Annotated in this window: 24 protein-coding genes and 1 tRNA gene; 12 read left to right on the forward strand and 13 right to left on the reverse strand. The window is 72.0% G+C overall.

Annotated elements, in window-relative coordinates:
• Positions 1–29: 29 nt before the first annotated feature.
• A complete protein-coding gene (locus tag ACZ6YG_RS06450; RefSeq protein ID WP_219544461.1) occupies positions 30–1,274 on the reverse strand; it encodes an MFS transporter in 1,245 nt (414 codons plus the stop codon).
• Positions 1,275–1,342: 68 nt separating this feature from the next.
• Here ACZ6YG_RS06450 and ACZ6YG_RS06455 point away from each other — a divergent pair, with 68 nt between their 5' ends.
• From ACZ6YG_RS06455 to ACZ6YG_RS06475, 5 genes are all read left to right on the forward strand, one after another.
• Positions 1,343–1,948 carry a winged helix-turn-helix domain-containing protein gene (locus ACZ6YG_RS06455; RefSeq protein WP_397197077.1) on the forward strand — a complete coding sequence of 202 codons (606 nt, stop codon included), beginning with the start codon at positions 1,343–1,345 and terminating at the stop codon, positions 1,946–1,948.
• A 67-nt stretch (positions 1,949–2,015) separates the two neighbouring features.
• Positions 2,016–2,741: a DUF4142 domain-containing protein gene (locus ACZ6YG_RS06460; RefSeq protein WP_148032556.1), complete on the forward strand. Its 726-nt coding sequence runs from the start codon at positions 2,016–2,018 to the stop codon at positions 2,739–2,741.
• A gap of 84 nt (positions 2,742–2,825) precedes the next feature.
• Positions 2,826–3,716: a siderophore-interacting protein gene (locus ACZ6YG_RS06465; protein WP_466017369.1), complete on the forward strand. Its 891-nt coding sequence runs from the start codon at positions 2,826–2,828 to the stop codon at positions 3,714–3,716.
• A 102-nt stretch (positions 3,717–3,818) separates the two neighbouring features.
• Positions 3,819–7,034: an HAD-IA family hydrolase gene (locus ACZ6YG_RS06470; RefSeq protein WP_466017370.1), complete on the forward strand. Its 3,216-nt coding sequence runs from the start codon at positions 3,819–3,821 to the stop codon at positions 7,032–7,034.
• A gap of 38 nt (positions 7,035–7,072) precedes the next feature.
• Complete coding sequence (locus tag ACZ6YG_RS06475; protein ID WP_466017371.1) at positions 7,073–8,419, forward strand: mannitol dehydrogenase family protein; 1,347 nt, start codon at positions 7,073–7,075, stop codon at positions 8,417–8,419.
• A gap of 15 nt (positions 8,420–8,434) precedes the next feature.
• Here ACZ6YG_RS06475 and pruA read toward each other — a convergent pair whose 3' ends face one another.
• Complete coding sequence (gene pruA, locus ACZ6YG_RS06480) at positions 8,435–10,060, reverse strand: L-glutamate gamma-semialdehyde dehydrogenase (RefSeq protein ID WP_466017372.1); 1,626 nt, start codon at positions 10,058–10,060, stop codon at positions 8,435–8,437.
• 2 nt (positions 10,061–10,062) lie between these two features.
• Entirely contained in the window at positions 10,063–10,980 is a 918-nt protein-coding gene (locus ACZ6YG_RS06485) for a proline dehydrogenase family protein (protein ID WP_466017373.1), read from the reverse strand.
• 75 nt (positions 10,981–11,055) lie between these two features.
• Here ACZ6YG_RS06485 and ACZ6YG_RS06490 point away from each other — a divergent pair, with 75 nt between their 5' ends.
• Positions 11,056–12,108, forward strand: a complete 1,053-nt coding sequence (locus ACZ6YG_RS06490) for a PucR family transcriptional regulator (protein ID WP_219544469.1) — start codon at positions 11,056–11,058, stop codon at positions 12,106–12,108.
• A gap of 30 nt (positions 12,109–12,138) precedes the next feature.
• Here the strand turns inward: ACZ6YG_RS06490 and ACZ6YG_RS06495 are convergent, their stop codons facing one another.
• The 3 genes from ACZ6YG_RS06495 to ACZ6YG_RS06505 form a co-directional block, all read right to left on the reverse strand.
• Positions 12,139–12,732, reverse strand: coding sequence for an FMN-binding negative transcriptional regulator (locus ACZ6YG_RS06495; protein WP_466017374.1), 594 nt, complete (start codon positions 12,730–12,732; stop codon positions 12,139–12,141).
• Between the two features lie 28 nt (positions 12,733–12,760).
• On the reverse strand, positions 12,761–13,864 hold the full coding sequence (locus ACZ6YG_RS06500; RefSeq protein WP_148032548.1) for a glycosyltransferase: 1,104 nt from the start codon (positions 13,862–13,864) through the stop codon (positions 12,761–12,763).
• Positions 13,865–13,971: 107 nt separating this feature from the next.
• Entirely contained in the window at positions 13,972–15,798 is a 1,827-nt protein-coding gene (locus tag ACZ6YG_RS06505; RefSeq protein WP_466017472.1) for a PP2C family protein-serine/threonine phosphatase, read from the reverse strand.
• Between the two features lie 64 nt (positions 15,799–15,862).
• On the opposite strand from ACZ6YG_RS06505, the gene ACZ6YG_RS06510 reads away from it, so the two are divergent.
• On the forward strand, positions 15,863–16,582 hold the full coding sequence (locus ACZ6YG_RS06510) for an ANTAR domain-containing response regulator (protein WP_148032547.1): 720 nt from the start codon (positions 15,863–15,865) through the stop codon (positions 16,580–16,582).
• Here the strand turns inward: ACZ6YG_RS06510 and ACZ6YG_RS06515 are convergent.
• Entirely contained in the window at positions 16,579–16,941 is a 363-nt protein-coding gene (locus ACZ6YG_RS06515) for an STAS domain-containing protein (RefSeq protein WP_466017375.1), read from the reverse strand. The genes ACZ6YG_RS06510 and ACZ6YG_RS06515 overlap by 4 nt on opposite strands.
• Positions 16,942–17,110: 169 nt before the next feature.
• Between ACZ6YG_RS06515 and ACZ6YG_RS06520 the strand changes: the two genes are divergently transcribed.
• Both ACZ6YG_RS06520 and ACZ6YG_RS06525 read left to right on the forward strand, forming a co-directional pair.
• Positions 17,111–17,884 carry a SigB/SigF/SigG family RNA polymerase sigma factor gene (locus tag ACZ6YG_RS06520; RefSeq protein WP_148032546.1) on the forward strand — a complete coding sequence of 258 codons (774 nt, stop codon included), beginning with the start codon at positions 17,111–17,113 and terminating at the stop codon, positions 17,882–17,884.
• Positions 17,885–17,957: 73 nt separating this feature from the next.
• Positions 17,958–18,311, forward strand: a complete 354-nt coding sequence (locus ACZ6YG_RS06525; RefSeq protein WP_261808649.1) for an ATP-binding protein — start codon at positions 17,958–17,960, stop codon at positions 18,309–18,311.
• 82 nt (positions 18,312–18,393) lie between these two features.
• Here the strand turns inward: ACZ6YG_RS06525 and ACZ6YG_RS06530 are convergent, their stop codons facing one another.
• The 5 genes from ACZ6YG_RS06530 to ACZ6YG_RS06550 form a co-directional block, all read right to left on the reverse strand.
• Entirely contained in the window at positions 18,394–18,588 is a 195-nt protein-coding gene (locus ACZ6YG_RS06530) for a hypothetical protein (RefSeq protein WP_148032544.1), read from the reverse strand.
• A 12-nt stretch (positions 18,589–18,600) separates the two neighbouring features.
• Positions 18,601–19,317: a hypothetical protein gene (locus tag ACZ6YG_RS06535; protein WP_466017376.1), complete on the reverse strand. Its 717-nt coding sequence runs from the start codon at positions 19,315–19,317 to the stop codon at positions 18,601–18,603.
• Positions 19,318–19,322: 5 nt separating this feature from the next.
• Positions 19,323–19,868 carry a hypothetical protein gene (locus ACZ6YG_RS06540; protein WP_148032542.1) on the reverse strand — a complete coding sequence of 182 codons (546 nt, stop codon included), beginning with the start codon at positions 19,866–19,868 and terminating at the stop codon, positions 19,323–19,325.
• Between the two features lie 69 nt (positions 19,869–19,937).
• The gene (locus ACZ6YG_RS06545; protein WP_466017377.1) at positions 19,938–20,363 is read right to left on the reverse strand and encodes a hypothetical protein; all 426 of its coding nucleotides are present in this window, start codon (positions 20,361–20,363) and stop codon (positions 19,938–19,940) included.
• A gap of 135 nt (positions 20,364–20,498) precedes the next feature.
• Positions 20,499–20,572: transfer RNA gene (locus ACZ6YG_RS06550), tRNA-Pro, on the reverse strand.
• A gap of 125 nt (positions 20,573–20,697) precedes the next feature.
• Here ACZ6YG_RS06550 and ACZ6YG_RS06555 point away from each other — a divergent pair.
• A complete protein-coding gene (locus ACZ6YG_RS06555) occupies positions 20,698–21,555 on the forward strand; it encodes an NAD(+)/NADH kinase (protein WP_271279265.1) in 858 nt (285 codons plus the stop codon).
• 9 nt (positions 21,556–21,564) lie between these two features.
• Here the strand turns inward: ACZ6YG_RS06555 and ACZ6YG_RS06560 are convergent, their stop codons facing one another.
• Positions 21,565–22,929, reverse strand: a complete 1,365-nt coding sequence (locus ACZ6YG_RS06560) for a YibE/F family protein (protein ID WP_466017378.1) — start codon at positions 22,927–22,929, stop codon at positions 21,565–21,567.
• Between the two features lie 74 nt (positions 22,930–23,003).
• On the opposite strand from ACZ6YG_RS06560, the gene ACZ6YG_RS06565 reads away from it, so the two are divergent.
• Both ACZ6YG_RS06565 and ACZ6YG_RS06570 read left to right on the forward strand, forming a co-directional pair.
• Positions 23,004–23,717 (forward strand): DUF72 domain-containing protein, encoded by a 714-nt coding sequence (locus tag ACZ6YG_RS06565; protein WP_148032538.1) that lies wholly within the window; start codon positions 23,004–23,006, stop codon positions 23,715–23,717.
• The gene (locus ACZ6YG_RS06570; protein WP_219544483.1) at positions 23,718–24,686 is read left to right on the forward strand and encodes a magnesium transporter CorA family protein; all 969 of its coding nucleotides are present in this window, start codon (positions 23,718–23,720) and stop codon (positions 24,684–24,686) included.
• Positions 24,687–24,765 lie beyond the last annotated feature (79 nt).

Here is a 24,765-nt window from a genome sequence, read left to right on the forward strand (position 1 = left end):
ATGTCATCTCAGCGCACTGTTGTGGGTGCCTAACGTGATCCGGTTATGTCGGGAATGGTAACGCCGCTGGTCACCCGCTTGGAAGTCGGAAAGAATACCACCCGTCCGATCCAGCAGACCGCGAGCAACTGGACCACCGTCGCCCCGGCGAAGACCGCCGGCAGCCCGGCCACCTCTCCCGCGAGCCCGCCCAGCGCCGCGCCGAGGGGCATGCCGCCCATCCCGAGCAGCCGGTAGGCGGCGTTCACCCGGCCGAGCAGCTCGCCGGGGATGATCCGCTGCCGGGTGCTGATCACGAGCACGTTCGCCGCGGCCCCGGACACCCCCCACACGACCGCCGTCGCGTACAGCAGCCAGGGGACCGGCAGCAGGACCGGCACCAGGTGCGCCAGGGCGCAGACCGCCCAGAGCATGACGAAGGCGGGCGCGTCCCCGGCCAGGCGACCGGCCCGGCCGGCCACCAGCGATCCGGCCAGGGCCCCGACGGCGAACACGGTGAGCATGAGGCCGTAGCCGCTCGGCGCCAGGCCCATCGGCGAGCCGTCGCCCACCACCCAGAGCACGAGCACCCCGAAGTACGCGGCGCCGGCCGTGTTGATCAGCCCGGCCGACAGGGCCAGCGTGCGCAGGAACCGGTGCGACCACAGGTAGCGCAGCGACTCGGCGATCTCCCCGGCGACCGGCCGCGGCGCCGCGCGCGGGGCCAGGAACCGGCCGCGCATGCCCAGCAGGAGCAGCCCCGCGACCCCGTACAGGAGTCCCGGCGCGCCCAGCACGGCGGCGGGCAGGACCGTGACGAGCAGGCCCGCCAGCGGCGCCCCGGCGAAGTCGTTGCCCAGGATCTGGACGCCGACGACGCGCCCGTTGGCCCGGGTCAGCTCGGTCTCCGGCACGGCCATGGGCAGCGCCGCCTGGGCGGAGGTGTCGGCGAACACCTCCGACACGCACGCGAGGAACACGGCGGCCAGCAGCACCCACAGGTTCATCAGCCCGAGCGCGGCCAGCGCCGTCGCCACGGCCAGCACCGCGGCGCGCGCGGCGTTCGCCGCCACCATGATCCGCCGGCGGTCCAGCCGGTCGACGAGCGCGCCCGCGGGCAGCGCGAGCAGCAGCCACGGCAGCGTCGCCGCCGCCCCCGCCAGCGCCACCAGGGCGGGGGAGCGGGTGAACGAGACCGCCATCAGCGGCGCGCCGACCTTCAGCACGCCGTCGGCCAGGTTGGACAGCGCGGTGGACGACAGCAGGAAGCCGAAGGATCGGCCGAGGCGTGTCAAGACGGGGCTCCGTTAGTGTGTAAGGAGAACTGTGCATGGATTCCTTTGCAAAGATAGGTTTGCACACTGTGGAGCGCAAGAGCTATTCCGCCAGGACCCTCGACACGGGCGCGCTCAAGTCGTTCGCCCACCCCCTGCGCCTGCGCCTGTACGAGCTGCTGGAGGAGCGCGGCCCCGCCACCGCCACCCAACTCGCCGGCCAGGTGGGGGAGAACACCGGCGCCACCAGCTACCACCTGCGCGAGCTGGCCAGGCACGAGATGATCGAGATCGTGCCGGGGATGGGGCGCGGCAAGGAGAAGTACTGGCGGGTGACGCCGGGCGGCTACTCCTACGGGGAGACCCCGCCGGAGCCGGAGGCGGCCGAGGCGCTGGAGTTCCTCATGGACGACCTGATCCGGCAGCGCGGCGCGGAGCTGGCCCGCTGGCGCGAGGAGGAGCGGGACGCGCCGGAGGAGTGGGTCCAGGCCAGCGGCTTCGGCCGCCGCGCGCTGCGCCTGACGCCCGCCGAGACGACCGCGATGCGGGACGCGATCTTCGCGGTGCTGGAGCGCTACCGGGCCCTGTCGGACGCGCGCATCGAGGAGCCGGCGGCGGACCCGGCGCTCGGCCGCGTCGTCGTCCACTTCGACGTCTTCCCGGTGGGCGCGCGCCGGGATCCGGAGCCGGAGTGAACACCTGCGGGGTCCGCCGCGTACCTCAAGGTGACCAGTCCGAGGATCCGGAAGGGGATGACGGCACGTGCGATCTCGACAGGGACACCGCCGTCTCGCTCTCGCCGCGGCCTGCCTCGTCACCGTCGCCGCCGGCACGGCCTGCACCGCCCCGGCCGTGCCGCAGGCGCCCGACACGGCGCAGGTGGCCGACGCGGTGCCGACGGAGATTCCGGAAGAGCTGATGGCGCCGCCCGCGACGAGCCTGACCCAGGAAGGGGACGCCGAGCCCACCGCGCAGGCTGCGGAGAGCGGCGACGACAGCGAGACCCGGCCGACGAAGTGGGGGCCGTTGTCCGCGGCCGACCGGGATCTGATCAAGAAGGTTCGTCTCGCCACGCTGTGGGAGATGACGATCGCTCAGGAGGCGATACAGCGGGGAAACAGCTCACGCGTACGGGAGATCAGCCGGGAGATCTCCGAACAGCACCACGCCCTCGACAACGAGGCCCGCGACCTGGCGCAGAAGCTGGACGTGCGGTTGCCCGTGCGGCCGACCGAGGACCAGCAGAAGTGGATGGCCGACATCTCCGGCAGATCGGGCCGCGACTACGACGTCACCTACGTGAAGTGGCTGCGGCTGGCGCACGGGCAGATCTTCGCCTTCATCGGGCAGGTGCGCGGCAGCACCCAGAACACGCTGGTGCGCACGTTCGCGGAGTCCTGCAACAAGGCCGTGCTGAACCACCAGCGGCTGCTGGAGAGCACCGGCCTGGCCGGGCCGGAGGCGTTCCCGGATCCGCCGGAGGTGTGATCCGACGAGGGTCGGGGTTTCCGAATCAGGATATGTCAGGTTAGGTTTGCCTAACCTGACATACTTTGAGGAGAGAGACCCGCCATGACCGAGCCCTTCCGCATGTTCGGCGTCCGCGTCGGCAGGCTGGACCGCCTGAGCCCGACGTTCCTGCGCGTCACGTTCACCGGCGACGACCTGCGGCATTTCGCCGACAACGGCTATGACCAGCGGATCAAGCTCATCCTGCCGGTGCCCTCCCACGGACTGAGCCGGTTGCCCGGGGGCTCCGACTGGTACGGGCAGTGGCGCGCCATGCCCGACGAGGACCGCAACCCGATGCGCACCTACACCGTCCGCCGGGCCCGCCCCGAGGCTTGTGAGCTGGACGTGGACATCGTGCTGCACGGCGACACCGGCCCGATGTCCCGCTGGGCGACGGCGGCCGAGGTGGGGGACGAGCTCGTCGTGCTCGGGCCCGACGGCCGCTACCAGGGGCCGCCCTCCGGCCTGGAGTTCCGCCCCCCGGAGGGCACCGGCGCGGTGCTGATCGCCGGTGACGAGACAGCCGCGCCCGCCATCTGCTCCATCCTGGAACGCCTGCCCGCCGGCGTCGAGGGCGAGGCGCTCCTGGAGGTCGCCATCCGGGGAGACTTCCTGCCCGTGGAGACCGGCAGCGCGGTCAAGGTCACCTGGCTGGCCAGGGACGGCGCGCCGCACGGCGCCCACCTCGTCCCGGCGGTGCGCGAGGCGGCCCACCGGCTGCTGCCCGCGCTGCCGGCGTCCGAGGACTTCCAGGACGTGGACGTCGACGCGGGCGAGCTCTGGGAGGTGCCCGAGGCGCCGTCCGGCCCGCTGTACGCGTGGCTGGCCGGCGAGGCCGCGATGATCAGGACCCTGCGGCGGCACCTGGTCGCCGAACGCGGCATGGACCGCCGCGCGGTGGCCTTCATGGGCTACTGGCGGCTGGGACGCTCGGAGGACTGGGCGGCCTGACCGCCGCCCGCGCCGGATCTCCCCTGGTCATGCCGCCGCCGTGAGGGTTTCCTGCCCGGTGGCAGGGTAGCCGGACCGGGACAGGCTGTCGCGGGGGGCACCATGGACGGCTTCGTACTCACCTACGACCACTACGATCCCGAGGCGGAGAAGCTGCGCGAGGCGATCACCTCGACCGGGAACGGCTACTTCTGCACCAGGGGCACCGCCGAGTGGGAGGACATCGGCGAATTCCACTACCCGGGCACCTACACCCACGGCGGGTACAACCGGGAGACCTCGATCTTCGACGGTCACCCGGTGCTCAACGAGGACCTGGTCAACCTGCCGAACTGGCTGCCGCTGAAGCTGCGCGTCGAAGGCGAGGGGGCGGTCCGGTTCGGCGACGTGGAGGTGCTTGGCTACCGGCACACCTACGACATCCGGCTCGCCCTGGTCCAGCGGGACCTGCGCTTCCGCGACGCCGCCGGCCGCGTGACGAGCCTGCGCAGCCGCCGGTTCGTCAGCATGGCGCACAGCCACCAGGCCGCGATCGAGTGGACGCTGACGCCGGAGAACTGGTCGGGCCGGGTCGAGGTGGTCTCCGCGCTGGACGGCCGCATGAGCAACCACATCGTGGTCCGCTACCGCGACCTGGAGGGCCGTCACCTGGATCCGGTGTCGCCGCGCACGTTCGGCCCCGACGTGATCGCGCTGGAGGTGAAGACCCGCCAGTCCAACCTCTACATCGCCCAGGCCGCCCGCACCCGTGCCTTCCACGGCGACCGGCCCGCCGCGACCGAGCGGCGGCTGCACCAGATGGCCGACTACATCCAGGAGGTGCTCAGCTTCGACGTCGAGGAGGGCCGGCCCAGCCGGGTGGAGAAGCTCGTCTCCATGTTCACCTCGCACGACAACGCCATCACCGAGCCGCTGGCCGCCGCCGGCCGGCACGTGCTGCGCTACCCCGACTTCGCCGGGGCGCTGGACAAGCACGAGTCGGCCTGGACCGAGCTGTGGGAGAGCTGCGACGTGCGCCTGCCCGCCGAGCCGCGCGCCCAGCTGCTGCTGCGCCTGCACATCGCGCACGTCCTGCAGGTCTGCTCCCGGCACACTGCCCGGCACGACGCCGGCGTGCCCGCCCGGGGCCTCAACGGCGAGGCGTACCGGGGACACGTCTTCTGGGACGAGATGTACGTCTACCCGTACCTCAACCTGCGCCTGCCCGAGATCACCCGGGCCCTGCTGCTGTACCGGCACCGGCGGCTGACCGAGGCGCGCGCCGCCGCGGCCGAGGCCGGTTACCGGGGCGCCATGTTCCCCTGGCAGAGCGGCAGCGACGGCACCGAGGAGACCCAGCAGCTGCACCTCAACCCGATGTCCGGCGAGTGGGACCCGGACCTCAGCCACCACCAGCGGCACGTCAACGCGGCGATCTTCTACAACGTGTGGCGCTACTTCCAGGCCACCGACGACCTGGAGTTCCTGCGCGACTACGGGGCCGAGCTGATGCTGGAGATCGCCCGCTTCTGGGCGTCGATCGCGCACTTCGACCCCGCCAGGCAGCGGTACGAGATCCACGGCGTGATGGGGCCCGACGAGTTCCACGAGCGCTACCCCGACACCGAGGAGCCGGGGCTGCGCGACAACGCCTACACCAACGCCATGGCGGCCTGGATCGCCGCCACCGCCCCCAAGGTGCTCGACCTGCTGCCCAGCAGCCGCGCGGCGAGCATCCGGCGCAGCCTCCAGGTCACCGACGAGGAGCTGGCGACCTGGGAGGACATGAGCCGCCGCATGTACATCCCGTTCCACGACGGCGTCATCAGCCAGTTCGAGGGCTACGGCGACCTGGAGGAGCTCGACTGGGACCACTACCGCGCCCGCTACCACAACCTCCAGCGCATGGACCGGATCCTCAGGGCCGAGGGCAAGGACCCCAACCGCTACAAGCTGTCCAAGCAGGCCGACACGGTCATGTTGTTCTTCCTCTTCGACGAGCAGGAGCAGCGCGAGCTGTTCGGGCGGCTCGGCTACGACTACGACGCCGACCTGGTCAAGCGCACGATCGAGTACTACGACGCGCGCACCACGCACGGCTCGACGCTCAGCTTCGTCACCTACGCGGGGGTGCTGGCCGCCATCGACCCGGAGAGCTCGTGGGAACGCTACCTGGCGGCGCTGGAGAGCGACGTCAACGACGTGCAGGGCGGCACCACCCAGGAGGGCATCCACATGGGCGTCATGTCCGGGACCCTCGACCTGCTCCAGCGCTGCTACGTCGGCACCAGCATCACCGGTGACGTGCTCAGGCTGTCGCCCCGCCTGGTCGACCGGCTCGACGGCGTCTCGTTCTCCATGCGTTTCCGCGGCACCACGCTCAGGCTGAGCATCGAGGGCGACCAGCTCATCCTGTTCACCCAGGCGGAGGGGTTCCGGGGCCCGCTGCACGCGGGCGTGGGCGACGACGTCCGCGAGCTCGTCCCCGGAGGGACCTGCGTCTTCACCATCCCGGGAGGGCCACCCGCCCGAGAGAGGGGCCGCACCATGCCCGCCGCCGGATTCCAGGGCGCGATCTTCGACGTCGACGGCGTGCTCGTCGACTCGCCGCACCAGCGCGCGTGGAAGGACGCGCTGCGCGAGCTGATGGAGGGGGAGTGGGCGGACGTCCGCGACCGGACCACCTGGTCGGACGACCGGTTCACGCCGGAGGTCTACCAGCGGGTCATCTCCGGCAAGCCGCGGATGAGCGGCGCGCTGGCCGCCCTGCAGTACTTCGAGGTCCCGGACGCCGAGCGGCGGGTCGAGCAGTACGCCGCGCACAAGCAGCAGATAGTGGTACGGCTCATCGACGCGGGGGAGTTCACCGCCTATCCGGACGCCCTCCGCTTCGCGCTGGCCGTCCGCGCGGCCGGCATCCCGTCGGCGGTGGCGTCCTCGTCCAAGAACGCCGACCTGTTCCTGCGGAGGATCCGGCTCGACACGTTCGCGGCCGAGCAGGGACTGTCCTACGACTTCATCCGGCGGGGCCAGACTCTCGCCGACTTCTTCGACGCCGACCTGTCGGGCCGTGACTTCGAGCACGGCAAGCCCGACCCGGAGATCTTCGTCACCGCGGCCGCCGAGCTGCACGTGGCTCCGGAGGACTGCTTCGTGGTCGAGGACGCCGTCAGCGGCGTCCAGGCCGCCAAGGCCGGCGGCATGGCGGGGCTCGGGGTGGCCCGCGCGGACGACGCGCGGATCCTCGCCGGCGCGCACGCCGACCTCGTCGTCACCAGCCTCGACGAGGTGGACCTGGGCGCCCTGGCCGCGCACCGGCTCGACCGGAGGCCCGCCTGACACATCACCACGTACCACCGGCCGAGAAAGGTCTGATCATGAGCAGCGAACTGTCCCGCCGCGCCGGCGCGGCCCGCCCCGCGGCGCCCGTCCGGCTGATCCACCTCGGGCTCGGTGACTTCTTCCGCGCCCATCAGGCCTGGTACACCGAGCACGCGCCCGACGGCGAGGAGTGGGGTTTCGCCGCCTTCGGCGGGCACGAGGCGTCGGACCTGCTCGCCGCCCAGCAGGGCCTCTACACGCTCATCACCAGGAGCGCCCACGGCGACCGGTTCGAGGTGATCGCGACCGTGTCCGAGGCATGGCCCGCGACCGACCACGACGCCCTGCTGCGCCTGTTCCGCGCGCCCGAGGTGGCCGCCGTCACCCTCACCGAGCTCGGCGCCCGCGACCACCCGGACGTCCGGGAGGACGTGGCCGCCCTGCGCGCCGACCCGGCCGCGCCGGTGCGCACGACCCGCGGCCGGCTGCTCGCCGGCCTCGCCGCCCGCCGCCGCGCCGACGCGGGCCCGGTCACGCTGGTGGCGTGCGACCACACGGCCGGCAACGGCGCCATCCTGTCCCGCCTGCTGTACGAGATGGCCGACGAGGTCAATCAGGAGCTGACCGGCTGGCTGGACGAGAACGTGTCCGTCGTCGCCACCGTCGCCGACCGGGTCACCCCGCACACCGGCCCGTCCGGGCTGCGCGCCGTCGCCGAGGCCACCGGCCGCGACGACCGCGTCCCGGTCACCGCCGAGCCGTACGCCGAGTGGGTGCTGGCAGGCCGGTTCCCGGCCGGCCGCCCGCGCTGGCAGGACGCCGGCGCCCTGCTGACTACCGACGTCACCCCGTACGAGCATCGCAAGCAGTGGCTGGTCAACGGCTCCTGCTCGCTGCTCGCCTACGCCGGCTCGATCCGCGAGCACGCCACGCTGGCGGAGGCGATCGGCGACGACGCCTGCCGCGGCTGGCTGGAACGGTGGTGGTCGGAGGCCGGACGGCATCTCGGCCGGGCCGCCGCCGGCCTGAACGCGTACCGCCAGGCGCTGCTGGAGCGGATCGCCAACCCGCGCATCCGCCACAGCCTCGCCAGGATCGCCGCCGACGGCTCCCGCAAGCTGCCGGAACGCGTCCTGCCCGTGCTGCGCGCCGAACGCGCCGCCGGCCGCGTGCCGGAAGGGGCGGCCCTCATCCTGGCCGCCTGGATCAGCCACCTGCGCGGCCACGGCGCCCCGGTCAGCGACCCGCGCGCGGCCGAGCTGACCGTGCTCGCGGCAGGCCCGCCGGCCGAGGGCGCCCACCGCGTCCTGGACGCGCTCGACCCGGAGCTCGGCGCCGACGACACGCTGGTGGCGGCGGTCCGCGACGCCGCCACCCGCTTCGACCGCGTCAGAGTGTCCTGACCGAGATCACCGCTCTCAGCCCATGTGCGGGTAGCGGTGGTCGGTCGGCGGAGTGAACAGCTCCTTGACCGCGCGGGCGCTGACCCACCTGACCAGGTTGTACATCGAGCCCGCCTTGTCGTTGGTGCCCGACGCGCGGGCGCCGCCGAACGGCTGCTGGCCCACGACCGCCCCGGTCGGCTTGTCGTTGACGTAGAAGTTGCCCGCCGCGAAGCGGAGCTTCTCCGACGCCGCCGCGATGGCGTAGCGGTCCTGGGCGATGAACGCGCCGGTCAGCGCGTACGGCGAGACGCCCTCCATCTGGGTGAGCACCGCGTCGAAGTCGGCGTCGTCGTAGACGTGCACGCCCAGGATCGGCCCGAAGTACTCCTTGACGAAGATCTCGTCCGTCGGGTCCGCCGACTCCAGGATGGTCGGCTTCACGAAATAGCCGGTCGAGTCGTCGTACGAGCCCGTCAGCACGTCGATGTGCGAGGCCGAGCGCGCCCGGTCGATGGCGGCCTTGTGCTTGGCGAAAGCCCGCTCGTCGATCACCGCGCCCATGAACGCCGACAGGTCCGACGCCACGTCGCCCACGGTCAGCGACTCGGCCACGGCCACGAAGTCGTCGCGCATCCGGTCCCACACCGAGCGCGGCACGTACGCCCGCGACGCCGCCGAGCACTTCTGGCCCTGGTACTCGAAGGCGCCCCTGATCAGCGCCGTCGACAGCACCGCCGGGTCGGCCGACGGGTGGGCCAGCACGAAGTCCTTGCCGCCCGTCTCGCCGACCAGGCGCGGGTAGCCGCGATAGGAGGCGATGTTCTCGCCCACCGTGCGCCACAGGTGCTGGAAGGTGGCGGTCGAGCCGGTGAAGTGGATGCCGGCCAGGTCGGGGTGGGTGAGCGCCACCTCGGAGACCGCCTCGCCGTAGCCGGTCACCAGGTTGATGACGCCCGGCGGCAGCCCGGCCTCCTCCAGCAGCCGCATCGTGAAGTGCGCGGCGAACTGCTGCGTCGGCGACGGCTTCCACACCACCACGTTGCCCATCAGCGCGGCCGAGGTCGGCAGGTTGCCGGCGATGGCGGTGAAGTTGAACGGCGTGATCGCCAGCACGAAGCCTTCGAGCGGGCGGTACTCCATCCGGTTCCACACGCCGGGCGAGGAGATCGGCTGGTCGGAGTAGATCTGCCGGGCGTAGGCCACGTTGAAGCGCAGGAAGTCTATCAGCTCGCAGGCCGCGTCGATCTCCGCCTGCTGGACGGACTTCGACTGGCCGAGCACCGTGGCCGCGTTGAGCGTGGCCCGCCACGGCCCCGCCAGCAGGTCGGCGGCCTTCAGGAAGATCGCCGCCCGCTCGTCGAACGGCAGCGCGCGCCAGGCCGGGGCGGCGGCCAGCGCCGAGTCGATCGCGGCCCGCACGTCCTGCGCGCCCGCCTCGCGGGTGCGGCCGAGCACCGCGGCCTTGTTGTGCGGCTGCACCACGTCGATGGGCGTGCCGCCGCCCAGCCGCTGCTCGCCGCCGATGGTCATGGTCAGGTCGAGCGAGGCGCCGGACAGCTCCTTGATCCGGGACTCCAGGGCCGCGCGCTCCGCGCTGCCGGGCGCGTACCCGAGAACCCGCTCGTTGGCCGGGGCCGGCACATTGCTGATGGCATCCATAATCACTTGCCTCCAAGGGCACGAAGGAAGAAGGCGACGTTCGCGGGGCGCTCGGCCAGCCGGCGCATGAAGTAGCCGTACCAGTCGGCGCCGTACGGCACGTAGACGCGGACCGTGTGACCGGCTCCGGCCAGGGCCTCCTGCCGGTCCGTGCGGATCCCGTACAGCATCTGATACTCGTAGTCGCCACGGGAGCGGCCGTGGCGGTCGGCGAGCAGTTCGGTGATGGAGATCAGCCGGTCGTCGTGCGTCGCCACCATGGGGTACCCCTTCCCCGCCATCAGGATACGCAGGCATCGCACGTACGCCTTGTCCACGTCCGCCTTGCTCTGGTACGCGACCGAGGCGGGCTCCCGGTAGGCGCCCTTGACCAGCCGCACGCGCGACCCCTCGTGGGCCAGGGCGCGGCAGTCGTCCTCGCTGCGGTGCAGGTAGGCCTGGACGGCCACGCCCGTCGAGGGGTGCTCGCGGCGCAGCTCGCGCAGGATCCGCAGCGTGGAGTCGACCGTGGTGTGGTCCTCCATGTCGAGCGTGACGGTGGAGCCGCCCGCCGCGGCGGCGGCGCAGACGGCCCGCGCGTGCTCCAGCGCCAGGTCCTCGTCGAGCGCCTGCCCGACGGCCGACAGCTTCACCGACACCTCGGCGGCGCGGCCCAGCTCCAGCGGGCGCAGCTCCTCCAGCAGCGTGAGGTACGCCTTGGCGATGGCGGCGGCGTCACCCGCGTCGCGGGTCTCCTCGCCGAGATGGTCGACGGTCACGGACAGGCCGGTCCCGAGCAGCCGGAGGATCGCCTCACGGGCCTCCGGCACGCTCTCACCGGCGACGAAGCGGTCGACGACCCTGCGCGTGAGCGGGAAGCCCGACACGGACCGGCGCACCAACCGGCTCCCCGAAGCGGCGAGCAGCACTTGTCCCAACATGCGTCCAGGCTAAAACCGCAGGTCAGAGGGGTCTATGGACGCGAGTAACGCCAGGTGTGGCAGGCTGTCATACACATGCACAACACCGCTGATCTGCAGGAGATCGTCGACGAGATCGCGGGCCTGCTCGGCGCTTCCGCGACGCTGGAGGACCGCTCGTTCCGCCTGCTCGCGTACGGGGCGCAGCACGGCGACATCGACACCGTCCGCCAGGAGTCGATCCTGCGCCGGCGCGCCTCGCAGGAGGTGCGCGACTACTTCGAACGCTACGGCATCGCCCGGGCCGACGGCCCCGTCCGGATCCCGGCCGACGACCGGCTCAAGGTGCTGGCCAGGATCTGCTGGCCGTTGCGCCACGGCGACGTCACCTACGGCTACCTGTGGCTGCTCGACTCCGGCAGCCTCGCCGACACCCGGCTGCACCGCGTCGCCCCGCTGGTCACCAGGGCCGCCGCCGCGCTCGCCCACGAGGCCAGGAGCCGCCAGGACCTGGGCCGCCGGCTCGACGCGCTGCTGTCGCCCGACCCGCAGGAACGGGCCGCCGCCTCCCCGGAGATGTCCGGCCCGGTGGCCGCCGTCGCGGTGCGCGAGTCCGAGGAGCGCGCCGCCGCGCTGTGGACGCTCCCGCGCGGGGTGCTCGCCCGCGCCGGCTCCCCGGTCGCGCTGCTCGCCCCCGCGCACCTCGCCGCCGAGGTCGCGCGGACGGTCCAGGGCGCGTACGGGACGGCCGCGGGCATCGGCGCGGCCCGGGCCGACCCGGCGGACGCCTGGCTGAGCTGGCGGGAGGCGCGGCAGGCGCTGCGCGTGGCGGAGAACTTCCCCCGGCACGCGCCGGTCGCCCGCTGGGAGGAGCTGGGCGCGTACCGGCTGCTGGCCCGGCTCGGCGTGGGCGACCTGCGCGAGCTGGCCGAGGCGGTGGCGCCGTTCGACCCGGAGCTGGCCCGCACCGTCGAGGTCTACCTCGACCTCGGCGGCCACGCCCAGAAGGCCGCCGCCGAGCTCGGCATCCACCGGCAGACGCTCTACTACCGGCTGGGCAAGGCCGAACGGCTCACCGGCCGCGACCTGTCCGACGGCGACGACCGCCTCACCGTCCACCTGGGACTCAAAGCGTCCCACCTGCGCTGACCGCCCTGCTCAGGCGGCTGTGGCAGGGGGTCAGGCCAGGTGGCGCAGTGCGGCCTCGTCGCCGGGGCCGCCGCGGGCGGCCAGTTCGGCGGCCACCCGCTCGCGCAGTCCGGCGTCCTTGTGCCCGTCGTACTTGAACTTGCCGCGGAGCTCCTCCACCGCCAGCCGCAGCCCCAGCAGCCCCGAGAGCAGCCGCGGCATCCGCGCGGGGTCGCCGTGCCCCGGCTCCTGGTCGGCGAGCTGGGCGCGCAGGATCTCCAGCTTGCCCTCGGGGCCGGTGACGATCTCGGCGTGGCAGACGAGCTGGACCGAGGAGTAGTACGTGGTGGGCACGCCGAGCGACGGGTCGGCGCCGCTCTCGGCACGCCACTTGCCGGGGACGTACGTCCAAGGGCCCGCCACCGACAGGAGGACCTTGGGGTTCTCCTCGATGGCGGGCCAGATGGGGTTGGGCCGCGCGAGATGCAGCCAGATCGTCCGCTCGTCCCGCAGCAGGAACTGGGTGGGCACCACCACCGGCAGGTCCCTACCCCTGCCGGCGGCGATCAGGTGCCCGAACTGGTTGTCCTTCAGGTAGGCGATGGACCGCTCGTCGTCGCCCGCGTCCCAGGGGTGGATCAGCATGTCACGACGATAGGCGACGGGTGACGGGTCAGGCGCAGGCGGCCTCGTACACCCGGACCAGCTCCTGGCTGACGCGCTCCCACGAGTAGCGGGAGCGGGCGCGGTCGGCGCCGGCGTAGCCGAGCGCGGTGCGCAGCGTGGGGTCGGTGAGCAGCTCGCGGGCCAGCCTGGCGGTGCGCGACGGGCGGTCCGGCGGCACCAGCAGCCCGGTGACGCCGTCGATGACGGAGTCGAGGTGGGCACCGACGGACGAGGCGATCACCGGCACGCCGCAGGCCATCGCCTCCAGCGCCACGATGCCGGTCGGCGCCTCGCGCGGCACCGTCACGACCGCGTCGGCGCTGCGCATGAGCTTGGGCACCGCCGCCCGCTTGACCTGGCCGAGCAGGGTCACCTGGGACGCCACGCCGAGCTGCTCGGCCAGCGCGCGCAGCCGGCGCACGTCCGCGTCCTCGTCGAGCAGTTCGGGCGCGGGCCCGCCGGCCAGCACGAGCTCGACGTCGGGAAGCCCCTGCAGGGCCCGCACGATGGTCTGCGCGCCGCGGTCACTGGTGAGCGGGCCCACGTGCAGGAGCCGCTTGCTGGTGCCGCGCGAGGCGGTGACGCCCCGGCGGTGGAAGCGCTCGGTGTCGACCCCGTACGGCACCACGGCGATGTGGTTGCGCGGCACGCCGATCCGGATCAACGCCGACTCCTCGTCGCCCGAGCCGGCGATGACGGCCCTGGCGCGGCGGCCGAGTGCCCGTTCCAGGGGCAGACGCGCGGGATCCACGGTGTGGAAGGTGTGCGTCACCGGAACGTCCAGGTCCTTGGAGCCCGTGACGGCGGCCAGGCCGCTGGTCCAGGAGTGCGCGTGGATCACGTCGGGGCGGTCCTGCCGCCACCGCTTGCTCAGATACTCGCCGACGTCGTTCAGATAGGGCACCACATCGGCCGGGCTGAGGTCACGAGCCGGGCCCACGTCGATGTGTTCCACCGTGACACCCGGGGCCACCCGCGTCTTGGGCTTGCCCTCATCACTGTTACGGCGGGAATAGATGGTGACGTGGTGATCGCGCCCGAGCTCGCGGGCTACGGAGAGAATGTGGTGGCGCTTGTTGCCGGAACCAGAAGCGACGATCGCGATATTCATGGCACACCTCAGCGTGAAAAAAGCTTTCAAGGTGTGCCTGCGTCTTAGGCACGTCTGTGTCTAAGCCGACAATACCCGTATTCCCGGTGTTCGCAAACCCATGCCAATCAGACGCCTCGAAGAGCGAGGACCACGATCTCGTCCCACACCTGCCCGCCGGAGAACGTGTTGCGGTCGGCCTCGATGGCCTTGACCACGGCCGACGGCGCCTGACCTGCGCATCTGCTCAGCACGTCGGCCAGCCGCTCCTCGCCGTACGGCTCGCCCTTGTCGTTCCTGGACGAGATGAGCCCTTCTGAGTAGAGCACCATCGTCTCGCCCACGCCGAGCGTGATCTCCTCGGTGCAGGTCTCCGCCTCGGCCGCGATGCCCAGCGGCACCCCGCCGCCCGCCGTGAAGCGCACGTAGCCGTCGGGCTGCACCAGCGCGGCCGGATGATGGCCGGCCGACGACATGCGGATCCTGCGGCCCTTCACGAACCCTGCCACCGCCATCACGAACAGGCCGGTGCTCTGCTTCACCAGCGCCTCGTTCACCTTGCGCACCACCGGGTCCGGGTCCTGCTCCCAGACGCTCAGCACCCGCAGCCCGCCGCGCACCATCGCGCTGACCGACGCGGCCTCCTCGCCCTTGCCCGCCGCGCCGCCCAGGGCGAACCCCCAGCCGCCGGGGAGCGGGAACACGTCGTAGAACTCCGCGCCCACCGACGAGCCGGGGTGGTAGACGGCCGCCGCCTCGTAGCCGGGCACGTTGGGCAGGCTCCGCGGGACCACGCTGGCCGTCAGCGCGTCGGCCGCCCGCGAGCGGCTCTGGAAGCTGTTCTGGGCGCGTACCGCCATGCCGAGCTGCAGCCCCACCTCCTGCATGACGCTCAGGTCGGCCAGCGTGAACGGCTGGCGGTCGTGCGTGCGCACCAGCGTCAGCACCCCGTCGCCGCCGCCGATCGGCACGCACAGCAGCGAGCCCGCGCCCATCGCCGTCAGCACCGGCCCGTCGGCGCAGAAGCCGAGCAGCGACTCGTCGTCGACCATCTCGAACACCACGCCGGAGCCGCGCTCCAGCACCTGGGCGACCACCTGGGCGCCGGCCGGGTCGCTCGACTCCACCTGCCGGATCACCTCGTTGACCGGCAGGTTCTTCGGCCCCATCACGATCGAGCGCCGCGGCAGCCCGTCGCGCACGACGTCGGCCACCACCCAGTCGGCCCACTCGGCCGCCAGCAGCCGGGTGGCGCGCGGCAGCGCCACCGGCCGGCGCAGCGCCTCCTCGTCCAGGAGCAGGGCGGCCATCCTGGACAGCAGGTCCTGCCGCCTGGCCGCCGCCAGCAGCGCCGTGCCGTCGGCCTCCTCCGGCCGCCTGTCGCCCGGCTCGGGCAGCTGCACCTCGATCGGCAGCGCCACCACCGCCACCATCTGCTGCGGCTCGCCCGGCATGGTGAGCCGCGCCATGGCCAGTTGCACGAGATGCGTGCGCCCCTGGTGGGCGAGCCTGGTCTCGAACGCGGCCGGCTGGCCGGTGCTCAGCACCGCCGTCAGATGGGACCGGAACGCCGCCCGCCTCGACACGTCCACCAGCAGCGGGAAGGATCGGCCCACGAGATAGCCGTCGGGGCTGCCCAGCAGCCGCGAGGTCTCGGGATTGATCCGCCGGACCGTACCGCCGCCGTCGAGCACGATGACCGGCACGGGAAAGGCCCGGAACACCTGCCGCAGCAGCTTCAGCTCCCGCTGGGAGCCGTCCTTCTTGCCGGACTGCCTCCTGGGCCCCCTGCTGAGCTGCTCGCGCGCCTCGGCCAGCAGCTCCACGGCGGTGTCGAGCTCCGCCAGGGCGGCGTCCAGAGTGGGCGCGAGGTCCGAGGGGTAGGCCGCCCTCGCCTCACGCAACGACGAGACCCGCCCGGTCAGCGCGTCCAAGGCGTGTTCGAGGTCCGGCATGCTCACCCTCCGACGCTACGCCACCCGGGATAATGGTAGCCATAAGGGGTAGATGCTTGCTGCTATGGAATCCACCGCGATGATCACCCCTGGGCTGGCCCGCGACCTGGCGACGCTGGGCAGACTGGGAGAGGACACCTCCACCGAGACCGTGCTGCGCGGCCTGACCACCGCGCTCGCGGCGGGTGTCCCCGGATGCTCGGGCGGGTCGGCCGAACACTGGCGCGACCGGCGTGTCCTCACCTCCGGCTCGCACAGCGAACTGATCACCCTCGTCGAGGGCGAGCGTGAGATCGGCGAGGGCCCCTCCACCGAGGCCCGCCAGACCGGCGCCCGGGTGGCCGTCGCCGACGTGCTCACCGACACCCGCTGGCCGCGCTACGCCGCCCTGGCCACCCGCTGCGGGGTCCGCTCGGTGCTCGCCGTGCCCATCAAGGTGCCGCCCGCGCTGCTGGTCGTCGGCCTCTACTCGGTGCGGCGCGACGCGTTCTCGCCGCAGGGGGCGCAGTCGCTGGCGGAGATGCTGACCGAGCAGGTCGGCGTCGCCATGGCCAACATGTCGGACTTCGACGAGGTCCGTACGGACGCCGCCCAGCTCCAGGAGGCCCTGGCCGGGCGCGCCCTCATCGACCAGGCCAAGGGCATCATCATGCAGACCAGCGGATGCACCGCCGAGGCCGCCTTCGACGAACTGCGCAGGATCTCCCAGCACCACCAGGTCAAGGTGGCCGACCTGGCCAGGCTCCTGGTCGAGGAGCACCAGCGCAAGAACCGCCGCCGCTAGCCGATCGCCGCCAGGGCGTCGTCGAGGGTGTCGTAGATCGGCAGCCGCTGCGCCAGGCCGGTGATCCACATCACCTTGGACTTGGCGTACTCGACGCCGATGAGCGCGAACTTCGCGCCCGAGGTGAGGCTGGTCTGCCAGTGATGGACGATCAGCCCCAGCGCTCGCGAGTCCATGAACGTCACCCCGGCCAGGTCGAGTATCAGGTCCGGCCCCGCCAGGGAGAGGTAGTCCGCGAACTGCTCGCGCGTCGTGGCGTCGAGCACACCGTCGACCCTGATCACGGCAATCTCGTCAACGGTGGACGACGTCAGGCTCAGGGCGGCCGTGGACCCCTCGCCGTTCTCGGGCACTGTCACGGGGCAACCTTACTGTCACTGAAGTAGAGAGGAATACTCCTTCGGGAGTAGGGCATACTGGTGTCCGAAGTCCAGCAGAGGGCTTTCGTCTCGAACGTTGAGCGAGGCGTGCCTCTGTATGGGCTTTTCCTGTTACAGAGGCCGCCTGCCACCCCATAGAGGAGCAGCGATGGCTGTGCAGGAACTCGTCCTCGAAGAGATGACCGCCGAAGAGCTCCTGGCCGAGATGGTCGGGGAAGGAACCCCCGACAGTCTCAGAGAACGGCTTCGCGAGCGCATCGTGGAGATGCACCGGCCGCTGGCGATGGAGATCGCCCGGCGCTACCGCTACCGCGGCGAGCCGCTGGAGGACCTCCTCCAGGCGGCGTACGTCGGGCTCATGAAGGCCATCAACGGCTTCGACCCCTCGCTCGGCCACGCCTTCAGGGGCTACGCCGTCGTCACCATGACCGGGGAGGTCAAGCGTCACTTCCGCGACCGCACCTGGGCGATCCGGGTGCCCCGCCTCTACCAGGAACGCCGCTCCGAGCTGAACCGGCTCGTCGCCGACCTCAGCCAGGACCTCGGCCGCTCGCCGACCGTCGCCGAGCTGGCCGCGAAGATGAAGATCTCCGAGGAGGACGTCCTGCTCACGCTCGACGCCTCCGCCGCCTACAGCACGCTCTCGCTGGACGCGCCGCTCGGCACCGATGACGACGCCGCCTCCCTCGGCGACGTCATCCCCGAGGACGACGACACGCTCAGCACCATGGTCGACCGCGAAGCCGTCAAGCCGCTCATCGACGCGCTCCCCTCGCGCGAGAAGCACATCCTGCTGCTGCGGTTCTTCGGCAACATGACCCAGGCAGAGATCGCCGCGGAGTTCGGCATCTCGCAGATGCACGTCTCCAGGATTCTCCGCAAGGTCCTCGACCAGCTGCGCGCAGAGCTGACCGTCGGTTAAGGGGGAACGCCGGGTGATGACAGAGGACATCCATCCTCAGGCGGGCTCACCGGGCCCGCCACCCGGCGCGCGCGTGCGCAGGCTTCATTTCCGGCTCCCGGACCTGCCGCAGGTCCGGGAGTTCGCCGCGTCCGGGGCACGAGAGCTCGGCATGCGCCATGAGGCCGTGGACGACTTCGTCATCGCCGTCAACGAGGTGGCCACCAACGCGGTCACCCACGGGGACGACGCGGCGCGGGTGCGCCTCTGGTCCGACTCCGGGGACATCGTGATCGAGGTGCACGACGACGGCACCTGGAAGCCGGGCCCGCTGCCCGGCTCGGTGGGCGGCATGGGGCTGTGGGTGGCCCGGTTGCTGTCGTCCGACCTGACCCTTCACATCGGCGGCGGAAGCACGGTGACCATGAGGTTTCCGGGCAAGAGCTGATATCAGCCGCCGACTGGCCCACGTGCAAAGAGCCGCGCCCGGCGTATCGAGTACGCCGGGCGCGGCCGCTTGTCCTGATCGGCTAGCGCCGGCTACGGCCGCGCCAGCCTCCGTAGCTCTTCACGCTCGCCGTGCCGATGCCGGCCTGGTGCAGCGCCAGCAGCGTCAGGCCCAGCAGCATGAACGTGGTGCCGGAGATGCTTCCGGCGATCTGCGTGTCCAGCAGGTCCAGGAGGAAACCTAAACCGAAGACGATCGCGGCGACTATCGCGAGCATGTGATCCTCCTCCTACACCGTGGTCTTGCTGGACGACGCCGGGTTGTCCCGGCCTGACATGGCGAGCAGTCCCTCCAGTACGCCCCGGTACTCGCGGAGTGCCTGCCGGAGCCGCTCGGTGTCGTCGCCGCCGTCGCTCTTCCAGCGCTCGCGCAGCTCTCCCGTACGGGACCGCAACGCGTTCGTCAGCGAGTCGACGACCTCGCCCACGAGCCCGTCGGCGCGGTGGACCGCTTCCGCCGGGTCGTCGACGAAGGAGGCCTGCACGTCCCGCCAGCGTGACTGCACCTCGTCGGGGTCCTGCTCGAACAGGGGGAACGCCTGGGGAGCGGCGTGCGAGGGTGGATCCTCGGCGGGCTGGGCGGGCCCGGGGCCGGCCGCGGTCACCTGCTCGGTCGCCGTCACCGTGTCGTGCGGTCCGTCATACGGGGAGTCGGGGTCGGGATCCCGGGTCGCGTCATGGAGCGGGTCGGCGTGCGCCGTCCCGTCATGGAGCGGGTCGGCGTGCGCCGTCCCGTCATGGAGCGGGTCCGGGTCACCGGGCGCCGGGTGGGGGCCGGTGTCATCGGTGGTCTGCCTGTCGGACACGACCAGCACGTCCTCGTCATTCCTGCCGTACGGCTCCCGGTGGGTGCCGCCGGCCTTGTCGTCCGTGGTGTACTCGTCGTCGCGGTCGTTCCGTACCTGCTGGTCGGAGCGCTGCGACGGCACGTTCAGCTCGTCGTTCATACCCGTCACCGTCCTCGGGTCGTCTCGTGCAGTAATTCCTCGAAGAGCGCGCGATAGTGGACCATCGCCTGGCGCAGGTCCTCGGTCGAGGCCTCCTTGCGGGTCGCGCGCTCGCTGATGTCGTGCGCCTTCCGGTAGTGGGTCAGCGTCTCGGCGTGCCCCACCGACAGGTCGGCGATCCGCTGGCGGAAGTCCTCCGTCGGGTAGCCGCGCTCGGCCATGACCGCCGTCACCAGCTGGTCGGCCTCCGCCACGGCGGATTCGGGGGCGTCCACGAAGCGCTCCTGCACCTCGGCCCACCGGTTGGCGTAGTCGTCACGTGACTGTTCGGGAAGCGGCTTGATGTCCAGCTCGGCGTGGCGCTGCTCGCGGGCGATCAGCTCCTGCTCGGCCTCGCGCTTGCTGTCGTGCTCGGCCATCGTGCGCTCGTACTCGGGGCCGAAACGGTCGCGCAACCGGCTGCGGCGCTGTTGCTGCACGACCACGTAGGCCACCGCGGCGACCGCCGCGATCGCGACCACGACGAGGGCCACCCAGATCAAGGTGTCCATATTGTTCGCCTCCGGTCTCTTCTGTTGAGACCGCGAACTGCCCAGCGAAGCGCCGGTGAAACGCCGCCTTCAGCCCTCTTCCAGGGCCTTTCTGGCGGCTTCCAGCACGGCTGCGACGTGGGAGCCGCCAGGGGCCGCAGGGATCTCCACGAAGCCGGTAGCCGGGTCGTAGCCGACGTCGAGCCCGGCGTCGACCAGCCGCTTGGCCCACCGCAGCGCGGTGTTGAGCCGCTCGGGCGCGGGCGGCCTGCCCTGCGCCGCCGCCGACAGGTTGCGCAGGTTGGTGGCGGGGCCGGACTGGGAGTGGGCGCGCTCCAGCTTCCACGGCAGCGCCCGGCTGTGGTCGAGCATCGGCTTGGCCAGCCCCGCGGCCCGCTTGGCCTGCAGCACCCCGGACTCGCTCACCCCGAAATGGGCGGCCAGCTCCTGCACGCTCAGCCCGCGGGCGACCAGCCTGGCCAGCTCGTCGCGGTCGATCGTCGGCCTGCGCCCCATGGGCCACCTCCGGGCATGACGTGCGGACGCGCAAGAGAACCACCGGCGCCGGCGGGTGCGGACGATCTCGCCGACGTCGCGGCGCCAGAGACGACGAAGCCCTGATGAGAATCGCTCCCCATCAGGGCTTTAACGTCGGGATGACAGGATTTGAACCTGCGACCCCTTGACCCCCAGTCAAGTGCGCTACCAAGCTGCGCTACATCCCGTGGTGCTGTCGCGTGGCCGAGCTTCTCGCTCTGCTCCGCGGGGAAAACATTACCATGCGCCACGGACCTCTCGGCGCCACCTTTCCGCCGGTCCGCCTGTTGCGAGCGGACCCTAGAGTGTCCCCATGGGCATGGTCGGGACGGTCGGGCTGGTGCTGCATCCTCAGCGCGACTCCAAGGAGGCGATCGACATCATCCTCGGCTGGGCCGCCGGTCGTGACGTCACGGTGCTCGGGCTGCCCGAGGAGGTGGGGCGGATCGACTGCAGCGCGGTGGCGGTCGACGGCGAGACGCTGGTGGAGCGGGCCGACCTGGTGGTGAGCCTGGGCGGCGACGGCACGATGCTGCGCACGATGCGGCTGATCGCCGGTCGCGGCACTCCGGTGCTCGGCGTCAACCTGGGGCGGCTGGGCTTCCTCGCCGAGATCGACGTGGCCGAGCTGTCGGAGACGCTCTCGGCGATCGACCACAACCGCCACACCGTGGAGCCGCGGATGGCGGTCCGCACCAGGCTCGGAAATCAGGAGCTGATGGCGTTCAACGACATCGCCCTGGTGCGCTTTCCCGGCGACGGGCTGGCGGCGGTGACCGTCACCGCGGCCGGCAACCCGTTCGTCAACTACGCCGCCGACGCGGTGATCGTGGCCACCTCCACCGGGTCCACCGCCTACAGCTTCTCCGCGGGCGGGCCGGTGGTCTCGCCGCGGGTGGAGGCGGTGCTGGTGGTGCCCGCGGCGGCGCACTCGGCGTTCAACCGGGCGCTGGTGCTGCCGGCGGACGAGGAGGTCAGGCTGGAGCTCCTGCCGTCCAGCGGGCAGCTCGCCGTCGAGCTGGACGGCAGGGTGGTGGGCCGCCTCGGCCCCGGCGACCGGATCACGGTGACGGCCTGCCCGGGAGCCGCCAAGGTGGTGCGCCTGGGCACCACCTTCTACGAGCGCGCCCGCCGCAAGCTCCGGGTCGACGGCAGCGCCGAGATCGCCTGAGCCGGCCCTCTACGGCGAGGAGCCGGCGCGGCGGTGGCGGGCGCGGCGGGGGAGCGGCCGGTCGCCGTACGGGCCGTCCGGCCCGGGAAGGGGAGCCCGCGGGGTGTCGTCGGCGAAGAAGGACTCTCCGGAGGGCCGGGGCGCGGGCTCCGGTTCGCCGGAGGCGGCGCCGGACGGGTTCGCGTGGCGGGAGGTGACGAGGGCGGCCAGCGCGGTGGTGATCGGCACGGCGGAGATGAGCCCCAGCGTGCCCACCACGCTGCGGGCCACCTCCTGGGCGATGACCGGCGTCGTCAGCACCTCGCCCAGCGGCTGCTCGCCGATGCTGAACAGCAGCAGCAGCGGCAGCGACGCCCCCGCGTACGCCAGGATGATCGTGTTGATGACCGACGCGATGTGCGCCCGGCCGATCCGGCTGCCCGCCCGGTAGAGGCGGCGGAACCCGTAGGACGGGTTGGCCGCGGCCAGCTCGGAGACGGTCACCGACTGGGTGACCGTCACGTCGTCCAGGACCCCCAGCGCGCCGATCATGATGCTCGCCAGCAGCAGCCCCTGCGTGTCGATGGACATGCTCATGTCGAGGGTGAACGAGCTGTCGTCGGTGATGCCGCTCAGCTTGGCGACCCCGATCACCGCGTACGAGAGCACGCCGGTCACGGCGAGGCTGGCCAGCGTGCCGAGCACCGCCATCGAGGTCGCCAGCGTGAACCCGTGCGTCAGGAACAGCACCGACAGCATGATCGCCGAGGCGCCCACGATCGCGACCAGCATCGGCGGCTCGCCGCCCAGGATGCCGGGGATCACGAACGTGAGCAGCAGCACGAACGTGATCGCCAGCCCCAGCAGCGCCGTCAGCCCCCGCCAGCGCCCGAACGCGATCACCGCCAGCGCGAACGCCGCCCCGAGCAGCAGCAGCGGCGCCGACCGGTCGTGGTCGGACAGCTGGTAGGCCGGCATGCCCTCCTCGGCCTGCGGGTTGTGCAGCAGCACCACGTCGTCGCCCGCGGTGAAGCGCTGGGAGCCCGGCCCGCTGGGCAGCGACAGGGTGACCTGGCGGCCCTCGTCGCGCCCCTCGCCGACGGTGACGGTCGCCTTGCCGCAGGTCGCCGGGTGCGGCTCGGGCGCGCCGGGCTGCGTCTCACCGCACGGCTCCAGCGCCACCGCGGTGATCGTGCCGGCCACCCGCTGGAACCCGGTCTGCTCCTGGGCCGCCTCCGGACGCCCGTCCGGCCACAGCAGCACCAGCGCCGCCAGCGTGACGGCCGCCAGCGGCAGCAGAACGGCCAGCGTGGCCACGACGGCCCGCCGTGAGGCGGGCACCGCGGTGCCGTGCGCATGATCGTGCGCATGATCGTGCGCGTGGTTGGCGCCCATCCCTGATCAGACCTCCTCGTCCGGTCGGCGAGTGCGACAGTACTGCACGTGGACGGGGTGGGTAGTCCATCGGAATGGCGACGCTCGTGGGCACCTCGGGGTGGCAGTACGCGGACTGGCGCGGCGTCCTCTATCCCGAGGGGGTGCCGCAGCGGCGCTGGCTGGAGACGTACGCGGAGACCTTCCCCACGGTCGAGAACAACAACGCGTTCTACCGGCTGCCGAAGCCGGAGACGTTCGCCGGCTGGCGCGAGCGCACCCCGGACGGCTTCGTCATGGCGGTCAAGGCCAGCCGCTACCTCACCCACATCAAGCGGCTGGACGAGCCGGAGGAGCCCGTCGCCAGGCTGATGGCGGCCGCGTCGGGGCTCGGCGGCACGCTCGGCCCGATCCTGCTGCAGCTCCCGCCCACGCTGCGGGCCGACCCCGGCCGGCTGGAACGCTGCCTGAGCTGCTTCCCCGGGCACGTCAGGCTGGCCGTGGAGTTCCGGCACGAGTCGTGGTGGACCGGCGAGACCCGGGCGATCCTGGAGGCCCGCCAGGCCGCCCTGTGCTGGGCCGACCGGCTCAACCAGCCGCAGAACCCGTTCTGGCGGACCGCGCCGTGGGGGTACGTGCGGCTGCACCAGGGCCGCGCCGCCGACGGGTTCTCGTACGGGGACGCGGCGCTGAAGACCTGGGCCGGGCGGGTCCGCGAGGCGGGCTGGCGGGACGCGTACGTGTACTTCAACAACGACCCCGGCGGCGCGGCGGTGCGGAACGCCACGCGCTTTGCCAGACTGCTTTAGGTGCGTACCCGCCTGTATCGGGACGGCCGGCTGGAGAAGGAGAACTTCCCCCTGGCCGAGGTCTCCGACCACGTGTCCGACCACCGCAACGCGATCTGGATCGACCTGTGCCGGCCGACGCCTGAGGAGCTGACCGCGCTCGGCGACGAGCTGGGCCTGCACGAGCTGGCCGTCGAGGACGTGCTCGCCGACCACCAGCGCCCCAAGGCCGACGTCTACGCCAACCACCTGTTCATCACCGTGTACGCGATGCGCTTCGACGGCGACCGGTTCGCCCCGGCCGAGATCGACGTCTTCGTCACCGAGACCGCCCTCGTCACGGTCAGGCTGGATCCGGCGGTCGACCTGGACGAGGTGGTCCGGCGCTGGGACGCCGCGCCCGCGCTGGCCGGGAACGGGGTGCTGTTCCTGCTGCACGGCCTGCTCGACTGGGTGGTCGACGGCCAGCTGGAGCTGGTGCTCGACCTGGACGGAAGGGCCGAGGACCTGGAGGAGGAGCTGTTCGAGGAGCGGCCCGCCGACGCCAGGGAGGTGCAGCGGAAGATGTACGAGCTGCGCAAGACCTCCGCGCATTTCCGCAAGGTCGTGATGCCGATGCGGGAGCTCTTCGGCACCCTGCTCCACCGCGACCAGGGCGTCCTGCGCGGCTCCCAGATGATGCCCTACTACCAGGACGTCTACGACCACGTGCAGCGCACCGCCGAGCTGCTGGAGTCGCTGCGCGACCTGCTGGCCAACATGCGCGAGACGCGCCTGGCCCAGCAGGGCTTCCGGCTCAACCAGATCATGAAACGGCTCACCGGCTGGGCGGCCATCATCGCGGTGCCCACCGCCATCACCGGCTTCTACGGCCAGAACGTGCCGTTCCCCGGTTCCGGCCAGGCGGTGGGCTTCTGGATGTCGCTGGCGCTGGTGTCCGTCGTGTCGGTGGCGCTGTACGTGGTGTTCAAGAAGAACGACTGGTTGTAGGGCGGCGGGCAGGGCACGCCCCGGTCCTCCAGCGTCAGGCCGACCCGCACCGTCACCTCGCGCGCGCCGCCGGCCGGGT

The sequence above is a fragment of the Nonomuraea sp. NPDC054003 genome (assembly GCF_055585125.1).